The organism is Streptomyces sp. NPDC048565 (genome assembly GCF_040650935.1).
Taxonomy (GTDB): Bacteria; Actinomycetota; Actinomycetes; order Streptomycetales; family Streptomycetaceae; genus Streptomyces.
In genome coordinates, this window is record NZ_JBEZIH010000012.1 from 47,496 (window position 1) to 72,376 (window position 24,881).

General features: G+C 70.9%; 20 protein-coding genes. 15 read left to right on the forward strand and 5 right to left on the reverse strand.

What is annotated here, in order from left to right; genetic code table 11:
• Positions 1-51 precede the first annotated feature (51 nt).
• From AB0C75_RS16540 to mutM, 5 genes are all read left to right on the forward strand, one after another.
• Entirely contained in the window at positions 52-1,200 is a 1,149-nt protein-coding gene (locus AB0C75_RS16540) for a cell division initiation protein (protein ID WP_362891280.1), read from the forward strand.
• A gap of 136 nt (positions 1,201-1,336) precedes the next feature.
• Entirely contained in the window at positions 1,337-2,008 is a 672-nt protein-coding gene (locus AB0C75_RS16545; protein WP_362891282.1) for a DUF177 domain-containing protein, read from the forward strand.
• A 2-nt stretch (positions 2,009-2,010) separates the two neighbouring features.
• Positions 2,011-2,184, forward strand: a complete 174-nt coding sequence (gene rpmF, locus AB0C75_RS16550) for a 50S ribosomal protein L32 (protein ID WP_003965982.1) — start codon at positions 2,011-2,013, stop codon at positions 2,182-2,184.
• Positions 2,185-2,203: 19 nt separating this feature from the next.
• Complete coding sequence (gene rnc / locus AB0C75_RS16555; protein ID WP_362891284.1) at positions 2,204-3,016, forward strand: ribonuclease III; 813 nt, start codon at positions 2,204-2,206, stop codon at positions 3,014-3,016.
• Between the two features lie 80 nt (positions 3,017-3,096).
• Positions 3,097-3,954: a bifunctional DNA-formamidopyrimidine glycosylase/DNA-(apurinic or apyrimidinic site) lyase gene (mutM, locus tag AB0C75_RS16560; RefSeq protein ID WP_362891285.1), complete on the forward strand. Its 858-nt coding sequence runs from the start codon at positions 3,097-3,099 to the stop codon at positions 3,952-3,954.
• Positions 3,955-3,960: 6 nt separating this feature from the next.
• Here the strand turns inward: mutM and AB0C75_RS16565 are convergent, their stop codons facing one another.
• Together AB0C75_RS16565 and AB0C75_RS16570 are read right to left on the reverse strand one after the other, a co-directional pair.
• Entirely contained in the window at positions 3,961-4,344 is a 384-nt protein-coding gene (locus AB0C75_RS16565; protein WP_362891287.1) for a VOC family protein, read from the reverse strand.
• Between the two features lie 43 nt (positions 4,345-4,387).
• The gene (locus AB0C75_RS16570) at positions 4,388-5,347 is read right to left on the reverse strand and encodes a CAP domain-containing protein (RefSeq protein ID WP_362891289.1); all 960 of its coding nucleotides are present in this window, start codon (positions 5,345-5,347) and stop codon (positions 4,388-4,390) included.
• Between the two features lie 155 nt (positions 5,348-5,502).
• On the opposite strand from AB0C75_RS16570, the gene AB0C75_RS16575 reads away from it, so the two are divergent.
• The 4 genes from AB0C75_RS16575 (at position 5,503) to AB0C75_RS16590 (ending at position 11,930) form a co-directional block, all read left to right on the forward strand.
• Positions 5,503-5,784 (forward strand): acylphosphatase, encoded by a 282-nt coding sequence (locus tag AB0C75_RS16575; protein WP_362891291.1) that lies wholly within the window; start codon positions 5,503-5,505, stop codon positions 5,782-5,784.
• 436 nt (positions 5,785-6,220) lie between these two features.
• Positions 6,221-6,433 (forward strand): hypothetical protein, encoded by a 213-nt coding sequence (locus tag AB0C75_RS16580; RefSeq protein ID WP_033304037.1) that lies wholly within the window; start codon positions 6,221-6,223, stop codon positions 6,431-6,433.
• 221 nt (positions 6,434-6,654) lie between these two features.
• The gene (locus AB0C75_RS16585; protein ID WP_362891293.1) at positions 6,655-10,368 is read left to right on the forward strand and encodes an AAA family ATPase; all 3,714 of its coding nucleotides are present in this window, start codon (positions 6,655-6,657) and stop codon (positions 10,366-10,368) included.
• A gap of 143 nt (positions 10,369-10,511) precedes the next feature.
• On the forward strand, positions 10,512-11,930 hold the full coding sequence (locus AB0C75_RS16590; protein WP_362891295.1) for a sugar porter family MFS transporter: 1,419 nt from the start codon (positions 10,512-10,514) through the stop codon (positions 11,928-11,930).
• A gap of 40 nt (positions 11,931-11,970) precedes the next feature.
• Here AB0C75_RS16590 and AB0C75_RS16595 read toward each other — a convergent pair whose 3' ends face one another.
• The gene (locus AB0C75_RS16595; protein WP_362891297.1) at positions 11,971-13,362 is read right to left on the reverse strand and encodes a cytosine permease; all 1,392 of its coding nucleotides are present in this window, start codon (positions 13,360-13,362) and stop codon (positions 11,971-11,973) included.
• Between the two features lie 110 nt (positions 13,363-13,472).
• Here AB0C75_RS16595 and ftsY point away from each other — a divergent pair, with 110 nt between their 5' ends.
• Positions 13,473-14,678, forward strand: a complete 1,206-nt coding sequence (gene ftsY / locus AB0C75_RS16600; RefSeq protein ID WP_362891299.1) for a signal recognition particle-docking protein FtsY — start codon at positions 13,473-13,475, stop codon at positions 14,676-14,678.
• 80 nt (positions 14,679-14,758) lie between these two features.
• Here the strand turns inward: ftsY and AB0C75_RS16605 are convergent, their stop codons facing one another.
• Positions 14,759-15,406, reverse strand: coding sequence for a bifunctional DNA primase/polymerase (locus AB0C75_RS16605; protein ID WP_362891301.1), 648 nt, complete (start codon positions 15,404-15,406; stop codon positions 14,759-14,761).
• A gap of 423 nt (positions 15,407-15,829) precedes the next feature.
• On the opposite strand from AB0C75_RS16605, the gene AB0C75_RS16610 reads away from it, so the two are divergent.
• The 5 genes from AB0C75_RS16610 (at position 15,830) to ffh (ending at position 23,485) form a co-directional block, all read left to right on the forward strand.
• A complete protein-coding gene (locus tag AB0C75_RS16610) occupies positions 15,830-17,305 on the forward strand; it encodes a hypothetical protein (protein WP_362891303.1) in 1,476 nt (491 codons plus the stop codon).
• 339 nt (positions 17,306-17,644) lie between these two features.
• Positions 17,645-18,997: an ammonium transporter gene (locus AB0C75_RS16615; protein ID WP_362891304.1), complete on the forward strand. Its 1,353-nt coding sequence runs from the start codon at positions 17,645-17,647 to the stop codon at positions 18,995-18,997.
• A complete protein-coding gene (locus tag AB0C75_RS16620) occupies positions 18,994-19,332 on the forward strand; it encodes a P-II family nitrogen regulator (RefSeq protein WP_014048583.1) in 339 nt (112 codons plus the stop codon). Before AB0C75_RS16615 ends, AB0C75_RS16620 begins: the two co-directional genes overlap by 4 nt.
• Before the next feature lie 33 nt (positions 19,333-19,365).
• On the forward strand, positions 19,366-21,816 hold the full coding sequence (locus AB0C75_RS16625; RefSeq protein WP_362891306.1) for a [protein-PII] uridylyltransferase: 2,451 nt from the start codon (positions 19,366-19,368) through the stop codon (positions 21,814-21,816).
• A 121-nt stretch (positions 21,817-21,937) separates the two neighbouring features.
• Positions 21,938-23,485 (forward strand): signal recognition particle protein, encoded by a 1,548-nt coding sequence (ffh, locus tag AB0C75_RS16630; protein WP_362891308.1) that lies wholly within the window; start codon positions 21,938-21,940, stop codon positions 23,483-23,485.
• Between the two features lie 66 nt (positions 23,486-23,551).
• Here ffh and AB0C75_RS16635 read toward each other — a convergent pair whose 3' ends face one another.
• Positions 23,552-24,424 carry a methyltransferase domain-containing protein gene (locus AB0C75_RS16635; protein WP_362891310.1) on the reverse strand — a complete coding sequence of 291 codons (873 nt, stop codon included), beginning with the start codon at positions 24,422-24,424 and terminating at the stop codon, positions 23,552-23,554.
• Positions 24,425-24,881: the final 457 nt, after the last annotated feature.

Here is a 24,881-nt window from a genome sequence, read left to right on the forward strand (position 1 = left end):
TTACAGTCGTCCCGTCCGTCTCCAACAGCAGCAGAGAGTGGCGAGCACACGGTGGACGTGCAGAAGAAGCTCGACGAGATCGTCGAAACGGTCGGGAACGCCCGCTCCATGCCCATGTCGGCGTCCTGCGTGGTCAACCGGGCCGAACTGCTCGCGATGCTCGAGGAGGTGCGCGAGGCCCTGCCCGGCTCGCTGGCACACGCCGAAGAGCTCATCGGCGGCCGTGAGCAGCTCGTCGAGCAGGCCAGGCAGGAGGCCGAGCGGATCATCGAGTCCGCCCGCGCCGAGCGCGGATCGCTGATCTCCGGCACCGAGATCGCCCAGCGGTCCCAGGCCGAGGCCGACCGGATCCTGTCCGAGGCCCGCAGGGAGGCCGACGAGGTCCGCGGCGAGGCCGACGAGTACGTCGACAGCAAGCTCGCCAACTTCGAGGTCGTCCTCACCAAGACCATCGGTTCCGTCGACCGTGGCCGCGAGAAGCTCCTGGGCCGCAGCGAGGGCATCGACGAGCACGGTTACGAGGACCCCGACTTCGCCGAGGCACCTGAACGCAGCGCCGACCCCGAGACGCTCCGTCGGCGGGCCGACGACTACGTCGACACCAAGTTCGGCGCCTTCGAGGCCGTGCTCGCCAAGACCCTGGAGGCCGTCGGCCGGGGCCGTCAGAAGCTGCTCGGCCGGGTCGCGACCGATGAGCTCGGCGCGCACATGGCCGCCCAGGACGCCGCGGCCGGCGGACAGCGGACGAGCGACGCCGACCACTGGGCGGGGCTCGCCGACACCGCCACCCCCGACCCGCACCGGAACCCCCAGCAGCCCTCGTACGCGGAGCCCGCGCGGCAGGACTACGCGGAGCCCGCGCAGCAGGACTACGCGCCGGCCGCCGGCTACCAGGACCCCGCACAGACCGGCTTCCCGGTCCAGGGGCAGCCCGAGCCGCAGTACGCGCAGACGTACGGTTACCAGGACCCGCAGCAGCAGCTCCAGGCCGACCCCTACGCCGGCTACCAGCAGCAGCCGGACGCGTACGGCGCCTACCAGCAGCAGGCCTACGACCCGAACCAGCAGCAGCAGGAGTACTGGCCGCAGCAGGGCCAGATCCCCGCGCAGCAGGCCGAGAGCGCGCTCGACGAGACCAGCCTCTTCGACACCGGCATGATCGACCTGGAACAGCTCCGCCGCTACGAACAGGGCCGCTGACCGGAGCGGGAGAACCGGATTGGGAGCTGGGCGGTACGTCCAGTATCCTGGCTCTTCGGTCGCGTGTATGTCCGCGATCCCGGCTGCCCTCTTTCCGTCAGGACAGGGGCGGCCCTCCCGAAACCGCACCACGCACATGATCTCGAAAGCAGGAAAAGCCCTGAACGGCCATCTCGATCACCGCAGCCCTCTCGTGTTCGATACGCGCGAGCTGGGCCGGCGTCCTGGTGCCATGAAGCGGCTGACCCGCACGGTGGAAGCTCCCGGTTCGCCGGTCCTCGGTATCGACGGGGTCATCGGCGTGCGGGAGAAGGCGCCCGTGGCGCTGGACCTCCGCCTCGAATCGGTCATGGAAGGGGTGCTTGTCACAGGCACCGCCCGTGCGACGGCCGAGGGGGAGTGCGTAAGGTGTCTGGAGCCGCTGGCCATCGAGGTCGAGGCGGACTTCCAGGAGATGTTCTCGTACCCTGACGCCGATGACCGGAACCGCAGCAGGACCGCGGACCCGGTCGACGACGCCGAGGACGACGAGGACAGGTTCTTTCTCGAGGACGACTCGTTCGATCTCGAGCCTGTGCTGCGTGACGCGGTGGTGCTCGCACTGCCGCTGCAGCCGGTGTGCAAGGAGACCTGCGCCGGTCTGTGTTCCGAATGCGGAATCAGGCTGGACGAGAATCCGGACCACCACCACGATGCCGTCGACATCCGTTGGGCGGCACTGCAAGGACTCGCCGACACCGTTCAGGACGGCGAGAAGGACAACATGGGCGGCGCCGAACCGGGCGTCGACGAGAAGCAGGAGAAGTAGCCGTGGCTGTTCCGAAGCGGAAGATGTCGCGCAGCAACACGCGCCACCGCCGGTCGCAGTGGAAGGCTGCGGTCCCCACCCTGGTTTCGTGCGAGCGTTGCCAGGAGCCGAAGCTCCAGCACATTGCGTGCCCGAGCTGCGGCACCTATAACAAGCGCCAGGTCCTCGAGGTCTGAGCGGCTGGTGAGAGGCCCGATGTCTGAGTTGTCCAGCTCCAAGAAGCACAACGACAACATCAACACAGCCTCGTCCCACACGCTTCTGGAAGGGCGGCTCGGGTATCACCTCGAGTCCGCCCTTCTGGTGCGTGCGCTGACCCATCGCTCGTACGCGTACGAGAACGGCGGTCTGCCCACCAACGAGCGGCTGGAGTTCCTCGGGGACTCGGTGCTCGGCCTGGTGGTCACGGACACGCTGTACCGCACCCACCCCGACCTGCCCGAAGGCCAGCTGGCCAAGTTGCGGGCCGCGGTGGTCAACTCGCGTGCGCTTGCGGAAGTGGGCCGCGGCCTCGAACTCGGCTCCTTCATCCGGCTCGGCCGTGGTGAAGAGGGCACGGGTGGCCGGGACAAGGCTTCCATCCTCGCCGACACCCTTGAAGCGGTGATCGGCGCCGTCTATCTCGACCAGGGCCTCAGCGCGGCCTCGGAGCTGGTCCACCGGCTCTTCGACCCGCTGATCGACAGGTCCTCCAACCTCGGAGCCGGCCTGGACTGGAAGACCAGTCTCCAGGAGCTCACCGCGAGCGAGAGCCTCGGAGTCCCCGAGTACCTCGTCACGGAGACCGGCCCCGATCACGAGAAGACCTTTACTGCTGCAGCTCGCGTCGGTGGTGTCTCGTACGGCACCGGCACCGGTCGCAGCAAGAAGGAAGCGGAGCAGCAGGCGGCAGAGTCCGCCTGGCGTGAGATCAGCGCCGCCGCGGAAGCACGGGAGGTTGCGGCCGAGGCCACAGCCGACGGAGGGACCGCCGACGTCCCTGCCGACCCGTCGCCGAATTCGGCCTGAACCGTCGGAGAGCCCCCCGGTGTCCTGTGCACCGGGGGGCTCTCGCTGTCTTCCCCCCCCCCCGTGCCGAAGGAGTCACCGTGCCCGAACTGCCCGAGGTCGAAGTCGTGCGGCGGGGTCTGGAGCGCTGGACCGCGGGCCGCACCGTCGAGGACGTCGAGGTCCTGCACCCACGCGCCGTCCGCCGGCACCTCGCGGGCGGCCCGGACTTCGCGGCCCGGCTCCGTGGTCTGCGCTTCGGCACGGCGATGCGCCGCGGCAAATACCTCTGGGTCACCCTCGACGAGGCGGACTCCTCGCTCCTGGGCCATCTCGGCATGAGCGGCCAGCTTCTCGTGCAGCCCGAGGAGGCCGTCGACGAGAAGCACCTGAGGATCAGGGTCCGCTTCGACGACGCGCTCGGCACCGAGCTGCGCTTCGTCGACCAGCGGACCTTCGGGGGTCTTTCGCTGCACGGGAACACCCCTGACGGCCTGCCCGACGTCATCGCGCACATCGCGCGCGACCCCCTGGACCCGGCCTTCGACGACACCGCCTTCCACCTGGCGCTGCGTCTGCGGCGTACGACGGTCAAGCGCGCCCTGCTCGACCAGTCCCTGATCAGCGGCGTCGGCAACATCTACGCCGACGAGGCGCTCTGGCGCAGCCGGCTGCACTACGAGCGGCCGACCGCGACCCTGACCCGCCCCAGGACCGCGGAGCTGCTCGGCCACGTCCGGGACGTGATGCGTGAGGCCCTGGACCAGGGCGGTACCAGCTTCGACAGCCTGTACGTCAACGTGAACGGCGAGTCCGGTTACTTCGACCGGTCGCTGGACGCCTACGGACGCGAGGGCGAACCCTGCCACCGCTGCGGTACGCCGATCCGACGGCGGCCGTGGATGAACCGCTCCAGCTACTTCTGCCCGCGCTGTCAGCGTCCGCCGCGCATTTCCTGACGCGTCTCAGAGCGGCTGGAGCCGCCTGCGCAGGAGGCAGAACTCGTTGCCCTCCGGGTCGGCCAGGACGTGCCAGCTCTCGTTGCCGCTCTGGCCGACGTCGGCGGGCCTGGCGCCGAGCGCGAGCAGCCGCTCCAGCTCGGCGTCCTGGTCGCGGTCGGTGGCGTTGACATCGATGTGCAGCGGCAGCTTCCCGGCGCGCGGGGCGCTGCTGGGGCTGAGGATCAGGGTGGGCTGCGGGCCGCCGAAGCCGGCGTCGGGCGGCCCGATCTCGATACTCCCGTCGTCCTCCCGGCCGATTTCCGTGTAGCCGAGCACCTCGCTCCAGAACGCGGCGAGCCGCTCGGGGTCGGCGACGTCGATGACCAGTTCACTGATGCGGCATGCCATGCCCGTCAGTGTACGAAGAGGTATTCGGACGGCCGGGGATTTCTCAGAAGCCGAAGTCCTGTGTCCACCAGGGGCCGCCGGAGCCGAGGTGGACCCCCACGCCGAGCGTCTTGTAGTCGCAGTTGAGGATGTTCGCGCGGTGGCCTTCGCTGTTCATCCAGGCGTCCATCACGGCCTGCGCGTCTGCCTGGCCCCGGGCTATGTTCTCGCCGCCGAGACCCTTGACACCGGCCGCCTCGGCGCGGTCCCAGGGGGTCGCCCCGTCGGGGTCGGTGTGGCCGAAGAAGTCGCGTGCCGCCATGTCCTCGCTGAAGTCCTGGGCGAGCGCGGTCAGCGAGCTGCTCGTGGTGACCGGGCTGCAGCCGACCTTCGCGCGCTCCTTGTTGACCAGGCCGATCACCGCGGCCTGCGCGGTCGTGGCGGACGGGCTCGGCGACGCGGTGGCCGTGCGGCTCGGGGTGGCGGAGGAGGACTTCGAAGCCGTCGGGGCCTTGGCCGTCGGGCTGGAGGAGGTCTTCTTCGGCTGCGCGGCGGGCGCCTTCGTACGCTCCGGTGCCTTGGTCGCCGGCTTCGACGCACCGGCGGACTGCTTCTCGCTCGTCCTGCTCGGGGTCGCCGAGGGGGAGGTGGAGGACTTCGCCGCGGACTTCGAGGGTGCCGCGGAGCGGCCGGAACCCCGGTCCGCCTGGTCCGACGCGGAGGCCGAGGTGCGGCTGGTCGGTTCGGCGGACGAGTCGCCCTGGGTCAGCAGATCGGGCGCTCCGCCCGCGTGCACCTGGTCGGCGGCCCCGCCGTCGCTGACGCTGTAGCTGTCGCCACCGGGCAGCAGGCCCGAGGCCACGGCGACCGCACCGACGGCCACGGCCGCGGACACGCCGAGAAGCCCGGCGCGTACGGGCATCCCGGTCCGCTTCTTCCGGCGTGCGCCCCGCGGTCCGTCCTGCCCTTCAGCCGCGTGCTGCTCAGGGGCGGGGGCCGCGCCTGCGCGTCGATGCCGTCCCATGCGCTGTGCCTTCCTCGTGCTCCGGGCGTCGTGCCGACGTCACCGTATTCAAGATCAAACTCACCCGTTCGGGTGAGGCTATTGCGAGGGGACCCTACGCCATGGCGGATTGGGGCGACGTGCTCGTTGAACAATTGGCCGGTTAGCGTTCGGGCATGAACGAAGACGCACGACTCGTCGTTTGGGTACGCGGCCGAGTACAGCAAGTAGGGTTCCGCTGGTTCACCAGGGAAAATGCTCTGGGGATCGGAAAGCTCACCGGCTTCGCCCTCAATCTCGACGACGGCCGGGTACAGGTGGTCGCCGAAGGGCCGCGTGAGAATTGCCACCGCCTGCTCGACTGGCTCGGCTCCGACGACACACCCGGCCGCGTGGATGGTGTGACTGAGATCTGGGACACCCCGCGCGGTGGATACGAGGGATTCGCGATCCGCTGACACCGCCGGAAACACCCGGCAGGATCCGCTGCGCGCACGACGGGTGGCGGACGGTTCACGGAGGGCGCGCGAGAGCCCCGCACCCGAAATGACCTGCGGAGAAAGCCGGCATTCGGACATGGTTGCCAAGACGCGCACCTCGTGCCAGGCTGCGGCATTGACGAAGATCTCCACGCCCTTCGGGACCCGCAGGAGAGCCACGCCGCGTGATCGTCAGGCCGCGTGCCCCCGGGACACCCGGGCCCCTGGCGTGTGATCGTGTTGACCGTCAAACTTTTTGGTGAGACGCTGAAAACCCCGCGCACCTTAGCTGTTCGGCAGAGCTGGTGACAGCAGAACAGCAGTGAATACAGAAGCACTGCCGAGCACCGCGGGTGCGATTCCCTCACGACCCACACCGCATCGGTCGGTCGCTCAGTGTGGAGGACCATCCATCATGGCAAAGGCGCTTCTCGGTTACGTCGGCGGTTCCGATCCGCGACTCCTCGCCGAGATGCGACGGCTTCAGAAGCGTGTTCAGGACCTGGAATCCGAGCTCGTACGGATCCAGGACGAGAACGACGCGCTCAACGCCGCCGCTCAGCACCAGGAGTCGCTGCTCGACAGCATCGACATCGACGTACCCCAGGCGGAGCCCGCGCTGACCTGACCCCAGGGCCCTGCCAGGGCCGGCGGGGCCAACACGCCAGCCGCTCGGGACACCCACTATGACTGCACAGCCGCACCGTGCAGGATTTACAAGGGACGCTTCGGCGTCCCTTCTTTCTTTCCCCCCGGGGCCGTCGTCGGCCATATCACTCTTCGCTTACCGTCTGATGTGCCCTGCACCTTCATCAGCGAAACCGAGAGTGAAAGGTAGAGTCCGGCGGCGTGCACCTCAAGGCCCTGACCCTCCGTGGTTTCAAATCGTTCGCCTCCGCCACGACCCTGCGGTTCGAACCGGGGATCACCTGTGTCGTCGGCCCCAACGGGTCGGGTAAATCCAATGTGGTGGACGCGCTCTCCTGGGTCATGGGTGAACAGGGAGCCAAATCCCTGCGCGGCGGCAAGATGGAAGACGTGATCTTCGCCGGTACCACGGGAAGGCCGCCTCTGGGGCGTGCGGAAGTGTCGCTGACCATCGACAATTCCGACGGCGCGCTGCCCATCGACTACGCCGAAGTCACGATCACCAGGATCATGTTCCGCAACGGCGGCAGCGAATACCAGATCAATGGCGACACCTGCCGGCTGCTCGACATCCAGGAACTCCTCTCGGACTCCGGTATCGGGCGCGAGATGCACGTCATCGTGGGCCAGGGCCGTCTCGACTCGGTCCTGCACGCCGATCCGACGGGGCGCCGCGCCTTCATCGAGGAGGCGGCCGGTGTGCTCAAGCACCGTAAGCGCAAGGAGAAGGCGCTACGGAAACTGGAGGCGATGGGCGCCAACCTCGCCCGCGTCCAGGACCTCACCGACGAACTGCGGCGCCAGCTCAAGCCGCTGGGCAGGCAGGCGGCCGTGGCCCGCCGGGCCGCGGTGATCCAGGCCGATCTGCGGGACGCCCGACTGCGGCTGCTCGCCGACGACCTGGTGCGGCTGCGCGAGGCGCTGCGCGGCGAGATCGCCGACGAGGCGGCCCTCAAGCGCCGCCGGGAGGCGGCGGAGGCCGACCTCAGGGCCGCGCTCGCGCGCGAGGCCGACCTGGAGGACGAGGTACGCCGGCTGGCGCCACGGCTCCAGCGGGCCCAGCAGACCTGGTACGAACTCTCGCAGCTCGCCGAACGCGTCCGGGGCACGATCTCGCTCGCCGACGCCCGGGTGAAGAGCGCGACGGCCGTACCGGAGGAGGAGCGGCGTGGGCGCGACCCCGAGGACATGGAGCGTGAGGCGGCCCGGATCCGTGAGCAGGAGATGGAGCTGACGGCGGCCCTCGAAGCCGCGGAGCACGCCCTGGAGGACACCACCGCGCACCGTGCCGATCTGGAGCGGGAGTTGGCCTCGGAGGAGCGCAGGCTCAGGGACGCGGCCCGTGCCATCGCCGACCGGCGCGAAGGGCTCGCCCGCCTCAACGGACAGGTCAACGCGGCCCGCAGCCGGGCCGGTTCGGCTCAGGCCGAGATCGACCGGCTGGATGCGGCGCGGGACGAGGCGCAGGAGCGCGCGGTCGCGGCCCAGGAGGAGTACGAGCAGCTCAAGGCCGAGGTCGAGGGGCTGGACGCGGGGGACGCGGAGCTGGCGGACCGGCACGAGGCGGCCAAGCGGGAGCTCGCCGGAGCGGAGGCCGACCTGAGCGCGGCGCGCGATGCGCTCACCGGGGCGGAACGCAGCCGCGCGGCGGTCTCCGCACGGCGCGACGCGCTGGCGCTCGGCCTTCGGCGCAAGGACGGCACCGGGGCGCTGCTCGGCGCGGGCGACCGGCTCGCCGGGCTGCTCGGACCGGTCGCGGAGCTTCTGACGGTGGCCCCGGGGCACGAGGTCGCGGTGGCCGCCGCACTGGGCGCGGCCGCCGACGCCGTCGCGGTGACGGATCCCGGCACGGCGGCGGACGCGATCCGCCTGCTGCGCAAGCAGGACGCGGGGCGCGCGGCTCTGGTGACGGGAGGAACAGGGGGCGGGCAGGTACCCGCGCAGGGCACGGAGCCGCAGGCCGAGCCCGGCCGTGGGTCCGCGGGCCAGCTCCCCGGGCAGGCGTCCGGCCGGTCGGCCGGGCAGGTATCAGGACCGGAGCACGGCCCCACGGCCGGCACCGAGCACGGTGCGGCGGCATCCGCGGCCCCGGCCCTCGTCACCGGGGAGTGCACCGCGCCTACCGTCGCCGGCCTGGTGCGGGGCCCCGCCGAACTGATGGTCGCCGTGCGGCGGCTGGTGCGCGACATGGTCGTCGTCGGGACCCTGGAGGACGCCGAGGAGCTGGTCGCCGCCCACCCAGGGCTGGCCGCCGTCACCGCCGACGGCGATGTGCTGGGTGCCCACTTCGCACACGGCGGATCCGCGGGCGCGCCCAGCCTGCTGGAGGTCCAGGCGTCCGTCGACGAGGCCGCCGCCGAACTGGCCGAGCTCGATGTGCGCTGCGAGGAACTCGCATCGGCCCAGCGCGCCGCCGCGGCACGCCGCAGCGAGGGCGCGGCCCTGGTGGAGGAGCTGGGGGAGCGGCGCCGGGCCGGTGAGCGGGAGAAGTCCCAGGTGGCACAGCAGCTCGGGCGGCTGGCCGGGCAGGCCCGCGGCGCCGCAGGGGAGGCCGAGCGGACGACCGCGTCGGCGGCCAGGGCCCAGGAGGCGCTGGAGCGTGCCACCGAGGAGGCCGAGGAGCTCGCGGAACGGCTGCTGGTCGCCGAGGAGACCCCGGTCGACGAGGAGCCCGACACCTCCGTACGCGACCGGCTCGCCGCCGACGGTGCCAACGCACGCCAGACCGAGATGGAGGCCCGCCTCCAGGCGCGTACCCATGAGGAGCGGGTCAAGGCGCTCGCCGGGCGGGCCGACGCACTCGACCGCGGGGCCAGGACCGAGCGCGAGGCGCGCGCCCGCGCCGAGCAGCGCCGCGCCCGGCTTCGCCACGAGGCCGCCGTGGCCACCGCCGTGGCGTCGGGCGCGCGGCAGCTGCTCGCCCACGTCGAGGTCTCGGTCGTACGGGCGGACGAGGAGCGCGGCCGGGCCGAGGCGGCGAAGGCCGAACGCGAGCGGGACCTGACGGCCGAACGCGGACGCGGCCGCGACCTGAAGAGCGAGCTCGACCGGCTCACCGACTCGGTGCACAGGGGCGAGGTGCTCGGGGCCGAGAAGCGGCTGAGGATGGAGCAGGTGGAGGCCAAGGCACTGGAGGAGTTCGGAGTCGAGCCGGCCGGCCTGGCCGCCGAGTACGGTCCGGAACAGCTGGTGCCCCCGTCCCCCGCGGCGGAGGGTGAGGAGCTGCCGACGGATCCCGAGCATCCGCGCAATCAGCCGAAGCCGTTCGTCAGGGGAGAACAGGAGAAGCGGCTGAAGGCGGCCGAACGGGCGTACCAGCAACTCGGGAAGGTGAATCCTCTCGCGCTCGAGGAGTTCTCGGCGCTGGAGGAGCGGCACAAGTTCCTCTCCGAGCAGCTCGAGGACCTGAAGAAGACGCGTGCCGATCTGATGCAGGTGATCAAGGAGGTCGACGAGCGGGTGGAGCAGGTGTTCACGGAGGCCTTCCGGGACACCGCACGCGAGTTCGAGGGCGTGTTCTCCCGGCTCTTCCCGGGCGGCGAGGGCCGTCTCATCCTCACCGACCCGGACAACATGCTGACGACCGGTCTGGACGTCGAGGCCAGGCCGCCGGGCAAGAAGGTCAAGCGGCTCTCCCTGCTGTCCGGCGGCGAGCGATCCCTCACGGCCGTCGCCCTGCTGGTCTCCATCTTCAAGGCCAGGCCGAGTCCCTTCTATGTCATGGACGAGGTGGAGGCTGCGCTCGACGACACCAATCTGCAGCGCCTGATCCGGCTCATGGAGGAGCTCCAGGAGAGCTCCCAGCTCATCGTCATCACGCACCAGAAGCGGACGATGGAGGTCGCCGACGCGCTCTACGGCGTCTCGATGCAGGGCGACGGCGTCTCCAAGGTGATCAGCCAGCGGCTGCGCTGAGCTCCGCGTACCGCGGCTGATGGGTGGTCACACCCGTCCCACCCAGGCTCCGGTCCTCAAGTGGTGGCCGCCGGGAAGTTGTGCGCCACTGGGAGGGCTCATCCCCCACACCTGACGTTGGCGGCCAGGTAACAGGAGTTCATGTGACCAGCACGGCGAACGGACCGGAGTCCGGAGCGCGGGAGGCCCACCCGGACCATCTCGGCCATGTCATCTTCATCACCGCGGCCGCAGCGATGGGCGGTTTTCTCTTCGGCTACGACAGTTCCGTCATCAACGGCGCCGTGGAAGCCATCCGCCACCGCTACGACATCGGGTCGGGGACGCTCGCGCAGGTGATCGCCATCGCACTGATCGGCTGTGCGATCGGTGCGGCCACGGCCGGACGGATCGCCGACCGGATCGGCCGTATCCGCTGCATGCAGATCTCCTCGGTGCTGTTCACCGCCAGCGCCATCGGATCCGCGCTGCCGTTCGCCCTCTGGGACCTCGCCATGTGGCGGATCATCGGCGGCTTCGCGATCGGCATGGCCTCGGTCATCGGCCCGGCCTACATCGCCGAGGTCTCGCCGCCCGCCTACCGAGGCCGGCTCGGCTCCTTCCAGCAGGCTGCCATCGTCATCGGTATCGCCATCTCGCAGCTGGTCAACTACGGGATCCTGCAGATCGCCGACGGCGACCAGCGCGGCAAGATCGCCGGCCTGGAGGCCTGGCAGTGGATGCTCGGCGTGATGGTCCTGCCTGCCATCCTGTACGGGCTGCTGTCCTTCGCGATCCCCGAGTCGCCGCGCTTCCTGCTCTCCATCGGCAAGCGTGAGCGCGCCCGGAAGATCCTCGAAGAGGTCGAGGGCGAGAACGTCGACCTCGACCGGCGCGTGGAAGAGATCGAGACGGCCATGCGCCGTGAGCACAAGTCCAAGTTCAGCGACCTGTTCGGGAGACGCTTCGGCTTCCTGCCGATCGTCTGGGTCGGTATCGGGCTGTCGGTCTTCCAGCAGCTCGTCGGCATCAACGTGGCGTTCTACTACTCGGCGACGCTGTGGCAGTCCGTCGGCATCGACCCGACCGACTCGTTCTTCTACTCGTTCACCACGTCGATCATCAACATCATCGGCACCGTGATCGCCATGGTCCTGGTGGACCGGGTCGGCCGCAGGCCGCTCGCGCTCATCGGATCCACCGGTATGGCCATCGCCCTGGCGTTCGAGGCCTGGGCCTTCTCGGCGGACCTGGTCGACGGCAAACTGCCCACCACCCAGGGCACCGTGGCCCTGATCGCGGCCCATGTCTTCGTGCTCTTCTTCGCCCTGTCGTGGGGTGTCGTGGTCTGGGTCTTCCTCGGCGAGATGTTCCCGAACCGGATCCGGGCCGCCGCGCTGGGTGTCGCCGCATCCGCGCAGTGGATCGCCAACTGGGCCATCACCGCGAGCTTCCCGAGCCTGGCCGACTGGAACCTCTCGGGCACCTACATCATCTACGCCTGCTTCGCCGTGCTCTCCATCCCCTTCGTGATCCTCTTCGTGAAGGAGACCAAGGGCAAGGCGCTGGAGGAGATGGGCTGACGCCCGCCGCCCCGCTGCCTCCCCGTCCGCCGGCACGGGGTCAGAAGCGGGCCGTCGCGCCCGCGGTCCTGTCCGCCGGGCGCGGCAGCACCGCGTACGCCCCGGCGGCGACCAGGATCGTGGCCGCCCAGCCGAGCCCGTGACCCCCGACCCAGGAAGCGGCGAGCGGGCCGGTGAACCACTCGACGTCGGTGAACAGCAGCCCCGTCACGAGTGCCAAGGCCCAGGCGCCCATGGCCGGCCGGCTGAAACCCCGGGTGTACCAGTAGCCGCTGCCGGGAGAGGTGTCCATGAGGGCCGCCGGGTCGTACGTACGGCCCCGGAGCATGTCCACGCCGAAGACCCCGATCCAGGCGGAGAACGTCACCCCGAGCAGGGTCAGGAACGAGAGGAAGGTGCCGATGAAGCTCGTCGCCACCATCATCAGCGTTCCGCCGAGCAGCAGGCTGATCGTCGCGTTCACACCCACGGCCCAGGCACGGGGGATCGCGAAGCCGAGCGTCTGCGCGGTGAAGCCCGCGGAGTACATCGACATCGCGTTGATCAGCACCATGCCGACGACGGCGAGCAGGAGATAGGGCACCGCGATCCACCGGGGGAGCAGGTCGCCGATGAAGGCCACGGGGTCCTTCGTGACAGCCAGGTGGGGTGAGCTCACCGCCATCACCGCCCCCATCATCACCATCGGTAACACCGTGACCAGCGCCCCGCCCACGGCCGCGCCGACCATCGCCCGGCCGGAAGCGGAGCGCGGCAGATAGCGGGCGAAGTCCGGGGCGGAGGGAACCCAGCTGATGCCACCGGCCGCCAGCGGCCCGATCCCCGCGATCATCATCGCCGCCGTACCGGGCGGCCTGCCCAGGACGGTTTCCCACGGGGCCGAGGCGATCAGATCGGCCAGGACCAGGACACTCGCGACCCCGAAGAGCAGGACGGAGATCCGGGAGGACAGCCGCAGCGCCCTGATCCCGATCCCCGACACGAGGAAGCCGGTGGCTACGAAGGCCGTCAGCGTCACCAGGACCAGGGTGTGGGTACGCCGGGCATCGAACAACAGATCGAGTGCCGCCAGCAGTGCGTAGGAGCCGGTGACCGCGTTCACGGTCTCCCAGCCCCAGCGGGCCACCCAGAGCAGGGCTCCGGGGAAGAGATTGCCGCGCTGTCCGAAAACCGCCCTCGACAGCGCCATGCCCGGCGCCCCGCCCCGCCTGCCCGCGATCGACACCAGACCGACCAGTCCGAACGAGACCACGGAGGCCGTTGCCGCCACGACCAGCACCTGCCAGAAATTCAGCCCGTTGAAGACGGTGAGCCCGGCTCCCACGGTCAGCAGCAGCACCGTCATGTTGGCCGTCACCCAGGTGGGGAACAGGGCGCGGACCCTGCCGGTGCGCTCGGCGTCGGGGACGGGTTCCAGGCCGCGGTTCTCCACGGGCAGCAGCGTACCTTTACCCCCAAACGTGGCATACCGACCCAACGGCCGACACCCTCCGCTCTTCGCAGCCGCGCCGGACCTCGGCCGTGGCCGATACTGGACGCGTTATGGAAATCGTCATCCTTGCTGTAGTCATCGCCCTGGTCGCGGTCGGCCTGATCAGCGGGCTCGTGGTCAGCAGCCGCAAGAAGAAGCAGCTGCCGCCCGAGGCCCCGTCGAGCACGCCGACCCTCACTCCTCCCGCCGAGCCCCACGTCGGCGAGGAGGCCGAGACGCCGCGCGACGAAGCGCGGCGCACCATCGAGGAGGTCGGTCTCCCCGGCGAGGGGACTCCCGTCGGGGAGACCCCCGTCGTCATCGAGCCGGAGATCCCCGAGCTCGAAGTCCCCGAACCCACCGCGGGCCGCTTGGTGCGGCTCCGCGCGCGGCTCGCCCGTTCACAGAACTCCCTGGGCAAGGGGCTGCTCACGCTCCTGTCCCGAGACAACCTCGACGAGGACACCTGGGAGGAGATCGAGGACACCCTCCTCACCGCCGATGTCGGCGTCGCCCCCACCCAGGAGCTGGTGGAGCGGCTCAGGGAGCGGGTCCGTGTACTCGGCACCCGTACGCCCGACGAGCTGCGCACCCTGCTCCGCGAGGAACTCGTCACCCTGCTCGGCCCCGACTTCGACCGCACGGTCAGGACGGAGGGCGGCGAGGAGACGCCCGGCGTCGTGATGGTCGTCGGGGTCAACGGCACCGGCAAGACGACCACGACGGGCAAGCTCGCCCGGGTGCTCGTCGCCGACGGCCGCAGTGTCCTGCTCGGCGCGGCGGACACCTTCCGCGCCGCCGCCGCCGACCAGCTCCAGACCTGGGGCGAGCGCGTCGGCGCGCGTACGGTGCGCGGTCCCGAGGGCGGCGACCCCGCGTCGATCGCCTTCGACGCGGTGAAGGAGGGCATCGCCGAGGGCGCCGACGTGGTGCTCATCGACACCGCCGGCCGGCTGCACACCAAGACCGGGCTGATGGACGAGCTCGGCAAGGTCAAGCGGGTCGTCGAGAAGCACGGGCCGCTCGACGAGGTCCTGCTCGTCCTCGACGCCACGACCGGACAGAACGGTCTCGTCCAGGCCAGGGTCTTCGCCGAGGTGGTCGACATCACCGGCATCGTCCTCACCAAGCTGGACGGCACGGCCAAGGGCGGCATCGTGGTCGCGGTCCAGCGCGAGCTGGGCGTCCCCGTGAAGCTCATCGGCCTCGGAGAGGGGCCGGACGACCTGGCCCCGTTCGAGCCGGGCGCCTTCGTCGACGCACTGATCGGCGACTGACCGCCGGCTGACCGGCGCTCCGGCCCGGCTCAGGCGTGAAGGGCGGTGGACCCCCGAGGGGGTTCACCGCCCTTCGGCGTTCACCACCGGTGGCATATGTAGGCGAGGGTGCCCAGCAGCAGCCGCGCCTGCGGGGGAGCGGCGGCGGTGTCCGGCACCGGCGCGCGGAGCCAGCGCACCGGGCCGAGGCCCCCGAGGTCCGACGGCGGGGCGGTGACGTAACCCCCGCGGCCCAGGGCCCGCAGATCCAGGTGCGCGTCGTCCCAGCCCATCCGGTAGAGCAGCCCCGGCAGCCCCGCAGCGGCGCCGGGTGCGACGAAGAACTGTGTACGGCCGGACGGCGTCACCGTCACAGGCCCCAGAGGCAGCCCCATCCGCTCCATCCGCACCAGCGCGCGACGGCCGGCGGCCTCGGCGACGTCCAGCACGTCGAAGGAGCGGCCGGTGGGGAGCAGCATCGAGGCGCCCGGCACCTCGGCCCAGGCGTCGGCGGCCGTGCCGAGCGTGGCGCCGGGCGGCACCTCGCGGGCGAAGTCCAGCGGATGGGCGCCGGGGGCGGCGCACCCGGTGTCGCCGCACGAGCAGACGCCTGCCGCGGCACGCGCGCCCGGAGCCACCGCCCAGCCCCAGAGTCCTGTGTATTCGGCCACCGCGGTCGCCCCGGCCGTGCGCCCGCGGCGCCGCGTGCCTGACCGCATCTCCCGGATGCCGCCGATCGTGAAGCCCATGCCCCCTCCAACGGGTCCGACTCACCGGTGGTTACGACCCCGAGCACCGGTACGCCCTCCGTGCGCCGCGGATCCGCCGGCGCACGGGGTGGCGACGCAGGGGGTACACGGTGAACCGCACGCCCCTGAATGCTTCAGTCCGCCTGCTGCCGATCACGGCCTGTCAAGTGAATCGCGCACTGCGCCGAACGGGTTCATCCGAAGGGGTGGCGAATGGTGGCGTTTCCGCAATGGCCCTCGCCGCGACGGTGATCGTAGGATTACCGTGGGTACCCGAAGCTGCAATTGCACCTGCAGTTGAGTATGCCTCGGGCAAACCGCCGATCTGTTCGATGGTGCACAACGCGGGTACGGGCAGCGGCGGGGCACGGCATTCTGATAGAGGTTCGCGCGACAGATTTCAGAGGGATGGGGGGCGTTCCAGTGAGTGGCAGCGGCGCAGGCGAGACGAATGCCGGGAAGCGCCCCAACGGGCAACTGGGTTCGTGGTTCGTGCGGAGCGGCTGGTCCAAGGGCGAGCTCGCCCGCCAGGTGAACCGGCGCGCCCGCCAGCTGGGTGCCCACCACATCAGCACCGACACCTCCCGGGTGCGCCGTTGGCTCGACGGCGAACAGCCCCGCGAACCCATCCCGCGCATCCTGTCCGAGCTGCTCTCCGAGCGCTTCGGTACCGTCGTCTCCGTCGAGGACCTCGGACTGCGCACCGCTCACCAGGCGCCTTCGGTGGCGGGGGTCGACCTGCCCTGGGCGGGCCCGCAGACCGTCGCGCTGCTCAGCGAGTTCTCCCGCAGCGACCTCATGCTCGCCCGGCGCGGCTTCCTCGGCAGCTCCCTCGCCCTGGCCGCAGGACCCACCCTCATCGAGCCCATGCAGCGCTGGCTGGTGCCCGTCGCCCGCCCGGGGGAGCCGGAAAGCGCGCTGCCGGCCGCAGGCAGCCGCTCCTCGCGGCTCTCGGGGCCCGAGCTCGACCTGCTGGAGTCCACCACCGCCATGTTCCGCCAGTGGGACGCCCAGTGCGGCGGCGGGCTGCGCCGCAAGGCCGTCGTCGGCCAGCTCCACGAGGTCACCGACCTGCTGCAGGAGCCGCAGACCAGGGCCACCGCCGGGCGGTTGTTCCGCTGCGCGGCCGAACTGGCCGAGCTGGCGGGCTGGATGAGCTACGACGTGGGGCTCCAGCCCACCGCCCAGAAGTACTTCGTGCTCGCCCTGCACGCCTCCAAGGAGGCCGGCGACAAGCCGCTGGGTTCGTACATCCTGTCCAGCATGAGCCGACAGATGATCCACCTCGGCCGGCCCGACGACGCGCTCGAACTCATCCATCTCGCCCAGTACGGCAGTCGTGACTGCGCCACCTCCCGGACCCAGGCCATGCTGTATGCGATGGAGGCGCGCGCCTACGCCAACATGGGCCAGCCGAGCAAGTGCAAGCGAGCGGTCCGGATGGCCGAGGACACCTTCGCCGACGCCCTCGTCGACGACGAGCCCGAGCCCGACTGGATCCGCTTCTTCTCCCATGCCGAGCTGCACGGCGAGAACGCCCACTCCTACCGTGACCTGGCCTATGTCGCGGGCCGCAGCCCCACCTACGCCTCGCTCGCCGAGCCCGTCATGGCCCGCGCGGTCGAGTTGTTCGGCGAGGACGAGGAGCACCAGAGGTCCTACGCGCTCAATCTGATCGGCATGGCCACGGTGCACCTCATCAAGCGTGAGCCCGAGGAGTCGACGGTTCTCGCCACCAGCGCCCTGAAGATCGCCAAGAAGGTCAGGTCGGAGCGCGTCAACACCAGGCTCCGCAAGACCGTCGACACCGCAGCCAGGGACTTCGGGGACGTTCCCGAGGTCGCCCAGCTCACCGACCTGCTCTCCGAGCAGCTCCCGGAGACCGCCGAAGCGGTCTGACCGGCACCTTCCGCCACCGGCCACGACGGCCGCCCCGTACCACCCGACTCGGCTCCCCCATCGCCAGGTCAGCGGGTCGCTGTCGTGGCCGGTTCACGTCCTCGGACGCTCCGGCCGCACCGTATGCGGCGCAGGCAGCATGGTAGGCAGCCCACCGGGTCCGACACCCGTGGTTCATGGCGACGTAACACGTACAGCTCCTTCGTCACTGCGGTGAAACATCGTGCGGCATCCGTGGAAACCGCGCTGCGGGAATCTCATGGCGCATAACCGGCCCGCACCTTTTCACCGTGGTCCCGCACCCCCGCACGTGGCCGCACCGACGACGAGGAGACGCCGATGCCCCCAGGCATCACGACGCTTGCCGCAGACGCCCCGCAGCTGTCTGCCGCCAACACAGGGTTCATGCTCATCTGCTCCGCGCTGGTGATGCTCATGACCCCGGGCCTGGCCTTCTTCTACGGGGGCATGGTCCGCGTCAAGAGCACTCTGAACATGCTGATGATGAGCTTCGTCAGCCTCGGGATCGTCACGATCCTGTGGGTGCTCTACGGATTCAGCCTCGCCTTCGGCACCGATGCCGGTTCCGTCATAGGCTGGAGCTCGGACTTCGTCGGTCTCAGCGGGATCGGCGTCACCGAGCTCTGGGACGGCACCACCATCCCGGTGTACGTCTTCGCGGTCTTCCAGCTGATGTTCGCCGTGCTCACCCCGGCCCTCATCAGCGGCGCACTCGCCGACCGCGTCAAGTTCACCTCCTGGGCCCTGTTCATCACCCTCTGGGTCACCGTCGTCTACTTCCCGGTCGCGCACTGGGTCTGGGGCGCGGGCGGCTGGCTCTACGAGCTGGGTGTCATCGACTTCGCCGGCGGTACGGCCGTCCACATCAACGCCGGTGCCGCTGCCCTCGGCGTGATCCTCGTCATCGGCAAGCGGATCGGCTTCAAGAAGGACCCGATGCGGCCGCACAGCCTGCCGCTCGTCATGCTCGGCGCCGCCCTCCTGTGGTTCGGCTGGTTCGGCTTCAACGCCGGCTCCTGGCTCGGCAACGACGACGGCGTCGGCGCCGTCATGTTCCTCAACACGCAGGTCGCCACCGGTGCCGCGGTCCTCGGCTGGCTCGCCTACGAGAAGATCCGCCACGGCTCCTTCACCACCCTCGGTGCCGCGTCCGGCGCCGTCGCGGGGCTCGTCGCCATCACCCCCGCGGGCGGCTCGGTCAGCCCGCTCGGCGCCATCGCCGTCGGTGTGATCGCCGGTGTACTCTGCGCCATGGCCGTCGGCCTCAAGTACAGGTTCGGCTACGACGACTCCCTGGACGTCGTCGGCGTCCACCTCGTCGGCGGTGTCATCGGCTCCCTCCTCGTCGGCTTCTTCGCCACCGGCGGTGTGCAGTCCGACGCCAAGGGTCTGTTCTACGGCGGCGGGCTCGACCAGCTCGGCAAGCAGGCCGTCGGTGTCTTCGCGGTACTCGCCTACTCCCTGGTGGTCTCCGCGGCACTCGCGTTCATCCTCGACAGGACGATCGGGATGCGGGTCAGCGAGGACGACGAGATCTCCGGCATCGACCAGGTCGAACACGCCGAGACGGCGTACGACTTCAGCGGCGCCGGCGGCGGCTCCGCCCCCCGCACCACGGCCCAGGCCGCAGGCTCGGCAGCGGCGACGACGAACAAGAAGGTGGACGCATGAAGCTCATCACCGCAGTCGTGAAGCCACACAGGCTGGACGAGATCAAGGAGGCCCTCCAGGCCTTCGGCGTCCAGGGCCTCACGGTCACGGAAGCCAGCGGTTACGGGCGTCAGCGCGGACACACCGAGGTCTACCGTGGTGCCGAGTACACCGTCGACCTCGTACCGAAGATCCGTATCGAGGTCCTCGTCGAGGACGAGGACGCCGAACAGCTCATCGACGTGGTCGTCAAGGCCGCCAGGACCGGCAAGATCGGCGACGGGAAGGTCTGGAGCGTCCCGGTCGAGACCGCGATCCGCGTACGGACCGGCGAGCGCGGCCCGGACGCACTCTGACCGGGCGGTTCCCGTGAACGGAAAGGCAGCTGGGTGACGAGCACCGAAGTGACCACAGATCCCGGGGACTCGGGACCCAGCTGCTATGCGGCGGCCCGGCTGCGTCTCCTCCAGGACGAGACGCAGTCCGGGCCGCCGCGCCGTGCCGCTCTGGCCCGGCTCACCGACGACTGGCTCACCGGGCTGTTCACCGCCGCCGCCGAGCACGCGGGGGTGCGCGGCGCGGCCCTCGTCGCCGTCGGCGGATACGGGCGGGGCGAGCTCTCCCCGCGCAGCGACCTCGACCTCGTGCTCCTGCACGACGGGACCGCGGACGCCGGAGCCGTCGCCACCCTCGCCGACCGCGTCTGGTACCCGGTCTGGGACCTCGGCCTCGCCCTCGACCACTCCGTACGCACCCCCGGCGAAGCCCGCAGGACGGCGGGGGAGGACCTCAAGGTCCAGCTCGGACTGCTCGACGCGCGCCCCGTCGCCGGAGACCTCGGCCTCGTCGCCGGGCTGCGGACCGCGATCCTCGCCGACTGGCGCAACCAGGCCCCCAAGCGCCTCCCCGCCCTCGACGAGCTCTGCCGCGAGCGGGTCGAACGCATGGGCGAGCTCCAGTTCCTCCTGGAACCCGACCTCAAGGAGGCCCGCGGCGGCCTCCGTGACGCCGGCGCCCTGCGCGCCGTCGCCGCCTCCTGGGTCGCGGACGCACCCCGCGAAGGCCTCGCCGAGGCCCGTCGTACGCTCCTCGACGCGCGCGACGCGCTCCACCTCACCACCGGCCGTGCCACCGACCGCCTGGCCCTCCAGGAACAGGACCAGGTCGCCGGGGCGCTCGGCCTCCTGGACGCCGACGCCCTGTTGCGCCAGGTGTACGAGGCCGCCAGGACCGTCTCCTACGCCACCGACGTCACCTGGCGGGAGGTCAACCGCGTCCTGCGGGCCCGCTCCGCACGGCCACGGCTGCGGACGATCCTCGGCGGCACCAAGACCGCACCGGAACGCACCCCGCTCGCCGAGGGCGTCGTCGAGGCCGACGGCGAGGTCGTCCTCGCGCGCACCGCCCGCCCCGAACGCGACCCCGTGCTCACCCTCAGGGCCGCAGCTGCGGCGGCCGAGGCAGGACTGCCGCTCTCCCGTCATCTCGTACGGCATCTGGGCACCGCGGCCCAGCCGCTCCCCGTGCCGTGGCCCGCCCAGGCCCGCGAGGAGCTCATCACCCTGCTCGGCGCGGGCGAGTCCACCGTCGGTGTGTGGGAGGCGCTCGAATCGGAAGGCATCGTCACCCGCCTGCTGCCCGACTGGGAGCGGGTCCACTGCCGGCCGCAGCGCAACCCCGTGCACACCTGGACCGTCGACCGGCATCTCGTCGAGACGGCCGTCCGCGCCTCCCACCTCACGCGCCGCGTCGGCCGCCCCGACCTTCTCCTGATCGCCGCGCTGCTCCACGACATCGGCAAGGGATGGCCGGGGGACCACTCCGTCGCCGGCGAGGTCATCGCCCGCGACATGGCCGCCCGCATCGGCTTCGACAAGCAGGACGTGGGCGTCGTCGCCACGCTCGTACGCCACCACCTGCTGCTCGTCGAGACCGCCACCCGGCGCGACCTCGACGACCCCGCGACCGTCCGCTCCGTCGCCACCGCCGTGGGCAGCGCCTCCACCCTGGAGCTCCTGCACGCGCTCACCGAGGCCGACGCGCTGGCCACCGGACCCGCCGCGTGGAGCGCCTGGCGGGCCTCCCTCGTCGCCGACCTGGTCAAACGCGTCGTCGCGCTGCTGGCGGGCGAGGAACCACCGGCGCCGGAACCGCTCGCGCCCAGCGCCGAGCAGGAGCGCCTCGCCGTCGAGGCCCTGCGCACCGGCGAACCCGTCCTGTCCCTGCACACCAGGACCGAGCCGGCCGCCGAGGACGGCGGACCCGAACCCGTCGGTGTCGAACTCCTCATCGCGCTGCCCGACCGCCCCGGCGTCCTGCCCGCCGCCGCCGGAGTGCTCGCGCTGCACCGCCTCACCGTGCGCGCCGCCGATCTGCGCGCCGTCGAGCTCCCCACCGAGCTCGGCGAATCGGCAGGTCTGCTGGTGCTCAGCTGGCGGGTCGCGGCCGAGTACGGCTCGCTCCCGCAGGCCGCCCGGCTGCGCGCCGACCTCGTACGCGCCCTGGACGGCTCCCTCGACATCCGGGCCAGGCTCGCCGAACGCGAGGCGGCCTATCCACGGCGGCGCGGGGTGAAGGCCCCGCCCCCCAGGGTGAGCGTCGCCGCGGCCGGCTCCCGCCTGGCCACCGTGATCGAGGTACGCGCCCAGGACGCCCCCGGGCTGCTGCACCGGATCGGCCGGGCGCTGGAGCAGAGCGCGGTACGCGTGCGCAGCGCCCATGTCTCCACGCTCGGGGCGAACGCGGTGGACGCCTTCTACGTCACGGACCGCGCCGGTGGACCACTGGCTCCGGAGCGGGCCGCCGAGGTGGCCGGGGAGGTCGAGAGGGCGTTGGGCTGAGCCCCTTCCCCCGGCCCGTTCGTCACGAGAATCGGGCGAGGGCTTTGTGTTCTCCGGGGTCCGGATACCCTGGAGAGCGACTGACCTGCCACGCCCCCGACCCTGAGGACCGACGAGCGCCGTGTTCGATACTCTCTCCGACCGCCTTAGCGCGACTTTCAAAAACCTCAGGGGCAAGGGCCGCTTGTCCGAGGCGGACATCGACGCCACGGCTCGCGAGATCCGTATCGCCCTCCTCGAGGCCGATGTCGCCCTCCCCGTCGTCCGCGCGTTCATCGCCAACATCAAGGAGCGGGCGCGCGGCGCCGAGGTCTCCCAGGCGCTGAACCCCGCCCAGCAAGTCGTCAAGATCGTCAACGAGGAGCTCGTCGGCATCCTCGGTGGCGAGACCCGGCGGCTCAGGTTCGCCAAGAACCCGCCCACCGTGATCATGCTCGCGGGCCTGCAGGGTGCGGGTAAGACGACCCTCGCCGGAAAGCTCGGCCTCTGGCTCAAGAGCCAGGGCCACTCCCCGCTGCTCGTCGCCTGTGACCTCCAGCGCCCCAACGCCGTCAACCAGCTGAGCGTCGTCGCCGACCGCGCGGGTGTCGCGGTGTACGCGCCGGAGCCGGGCAACGGCGTGGGTGACCCGGTCGCGGTCGCCAAGGACTCCATCGAGTTCGCCAGGTCCAAGGTCCACGACATCGTGATCGTCGACACCGCCGGGCGTCTCGGCATCGACGAGGAGCTGATGCGGCAGGCCGCGGACATCCGCGACGCCGTCAGCCCCGACGAGATCCTCTTCGTCGTCGACGCGATGATCGGTCAGGACGCGGTCAACACCGCCGAGGCCTTCCGCGACGGCGTCGGTTTCGACGGCGTGGTGCTCTCCAAGCTCGACGGTGACGCCCGTGGTGGTGCCGCCCTGTCGATCGCCCACGTCACGGGCAAGCAGATCATGTTCGCGTCGAACGGTGAGAAGCTCGAGGACTTCGACGCCTTCCACCCCGACCGCATGGCCTCCCGCATCCTCGACATGGGTGACCTGCTCACCCTGATCGAGCAGGCGGAGAAGACCTTCAGCCAGGAAGAGGCCGCCAAAATGGCCTCCAAGCTGGCGTCGAGCAAGGGCAAGGACTTCACGCTCGACGACTTCCTGGCGCAGATGGAGCAGGTCCGCAAGATGGGCTCCATCTCCAAGCTGCTCGGGATGCTGCCCGGCATGGGGCAGATCAAGGACCAGATCAACAACATCGACGAGCGCGACGTCGACCGCATGGCCGCGATCATCAAGTCGATGACGCCCAAGGAGCGCGCCGAGCCGACGATCATCAACGGCTCGCGCCGGGCCCGTATCGCCAAGGGCTCAGGGTCCGAGGTCTCCGCGGTCAAGGGCCTCGTCGAGCGGTTCTTCGAGGCCCGCAAGATGATGTCCAAGATGGCGCAGGGCGGCGGCATGCCCGGGATGCCGGGGATGCCCGGCTCGGGCGGCGGCCCCGGCCGTCAGAAGAAGCAGGTCAAGCAGGCCAAGGGCAAGCGCAAGAGCGGCAACCCGATGAAGCGCAAGGCCGAGGAGCAGGCAGCCGCGGCCCGCCGCGAGCAGGCGGCGCAGGGCGGCGCGTTCAACCTGCCCGCCCAGGACGAGAAGAACTTCGAGCTGCCGGACGAGTTCAAGAAGTTCATGGGCTGACAGGCCTGCGAGCAGACGGACGAAAGGGCGCCCCGCCGGGGCGCCCTTTCGTCGTCCCGGTGGGCGTCACGTCACGCACACCAGGTAGCGGAAGACATTCGGCATCCAGACCGTGCCGTCGGGCCGTAGGTGCGGATGGAGGGCCTCCGCGACCTCCTTCTCCACCTGGGCGCGGTCCGTCGCACGTATCGCCGTGTCGAACAGGCCGGTCGACAGCAGGCCGCGCACCGCGCTGTCCACGTCCGCGTAACCGAAGGGGCAGGACACCCGGCCCGAGCCGTCCGGCTTGAGCCCGGCCCGCGCCGCGACCTCCTCCAGTTCGTCCCGGGGCGTGGGCCGCCAGCCGCTCCCGGAACGCGGGGTGCGCGCCGACTCCGTGAGCCGGGCGGCCACCCTCAGCACCGGAGCCGTGGCGCACCGCTCCGGCGGCCCCCAGCCGGCCAGCACCACGGTGGCCCCCCGCACGGCCAGCGGCACGGCGGAGGCCAGTGCGCGCGCGAGCCCGTCGGAGTCCCCGGCGGCGCAGCCGATCGGCTGGAAGGCGGTCAGCAGGTTGTACGGAGCCTCGCCCTCGGGGGAGGCCGCCGCGACACTGCCGAAGAGCCTCGCCCGCGGATCCGTTCGGCAGGGGTCCGATTCCCCGTCGGCGTCGGCGTCGGCGCACAGGCGCGCGCGGGCCAGGGCGAGCCGTTCGTGGTCGGTGTCGACGCCGGTGACGCGCGCCCCGCGTGAGGCCGCGATCAGCAACGCGAGCCCGGAACCGCAGCCGAGGGAGAGCATTCGCGTACCGCCTGCGACTTCGAGGCGCTCGTACACCGCCTCGTACAGCGGTGCCAGCATGCGCTCCTGGATCTCGGCCCAGTCGCGGGCGCGGGAACCGGCCTCCACCGGGGCGGACGGATCCGCCTGCCTGTGGTGCCGGACGAGCGTAGGTGTCATGGAATGCGCCCCAATCCGCCGTGAGGTCGGTCGTGCCCGAGCCAGGTCCCCCATGTCCTTGTGCTGTGTGTGCGCCCACAGCCCCCGTATGTCAGAGAACTCCGCATCGGCGGTCCCGTCCAGAGGCCGGACAGGGTGGGACGGTATTGCGTGCGTGCTCCGGTTCGCCCGCCCCCGGCGTCGTGTGCGCGGAGCGGACGCCGGGAACAGCACGCCTGCTGCTCGCTTCCTCACAGTCTTACCCGACACGCGGGGCGCAGCATGTCGAGCGCCCCGGGCGGGGCCAGGACCGGTGCGAGGCCGCCGCCCCGTGCCGGGTACTGTCGCTCGCGGGGTGGCCGTCCACGCCGGTGCGTACGGGTTGCTACGTACCACCTTGGTGCGAGCTGTGAGACTTCTCCGCTGATCTGCGCACCCGCCCTCGTCCGGACGCATCAACGGCAACTGACTGGTACGT

Coding starts and splice junctions, on each gene's coding strand:
- AB0C75_RS16545 (WP_362891282.1), top strand. CDS start 1,337: ATGATCTCGAAAGCAGGAAAAGCCCTGAACGGCCATCTCGATCACCGC.
- rnc (WP_362891284.1), top strand. CDS start 2,204: ATGTCTGAGTTGTCCAGCTCCAAGAAGCACAACGACAACATCAACACA.
- AB0C75_RS16565 (WP_362891287.1), bottom strand. CDS start 4,344: ATGGCATGCCGCATCAGTGAACTGGTCATCGACGTCGCCGACCCCGAG.
- AB0C75_RS16570 (WP_362891289.1), bottom strand. CDS start 5,347: ATGGGACGGCATCGACGCGCAGGCGCGGCCCCCGCCCCTGAGCAGCAC.
- AB0C75_RS16575 (WP_362891291.1), top strand. CDS start 5,503: ATGAACGAAGACGCACGACTCGTCGTTTGGGTACGCGGCCGAGTACAG.
- AB0C75_RS16580 (WP_033304037.1), top strand. CDS start 6,221: ATGGCAAAGGCGCTTCTCGGTTACGTCGGCGGTTCCGATCCGCGACTC.
- ftsY (WP_362891299.1), top strand. CDS start 13,473: ATGGAAATCGTCATCCTTGCTGTAGTCATCGCCCTGGTCGCGGTCGGC.
- AB0C75_RS16605 (WP_362891301.1), bottom strand. CDS start 15,406: ATGGGCTTCACGATCGGCGGCATCCGGGAGATGCGGTCAGGCACGCGG.
- AB0C75_RS16615 (WP_362891304.1), top strand. CDS start 17,645: ATGCCCCCAGGCATCACGACGCTTGCCGCAGACGCCCCGCAGCTGTCT.
- AB0C75_RS16620 (WP_014048583.1), top strand. CDS start 18,994: ATGAAGCTCATCACCGCAGTCGTGAAGCCACACAGGCTGGACGAGATC.
- AB0C75_RS16635 (WP_362891310.1), bottom strand. CDS start 24,424: ATGACACCTACGCTCGTCCGGCACCACAGGCAGGCGGATCCGTCCGCC.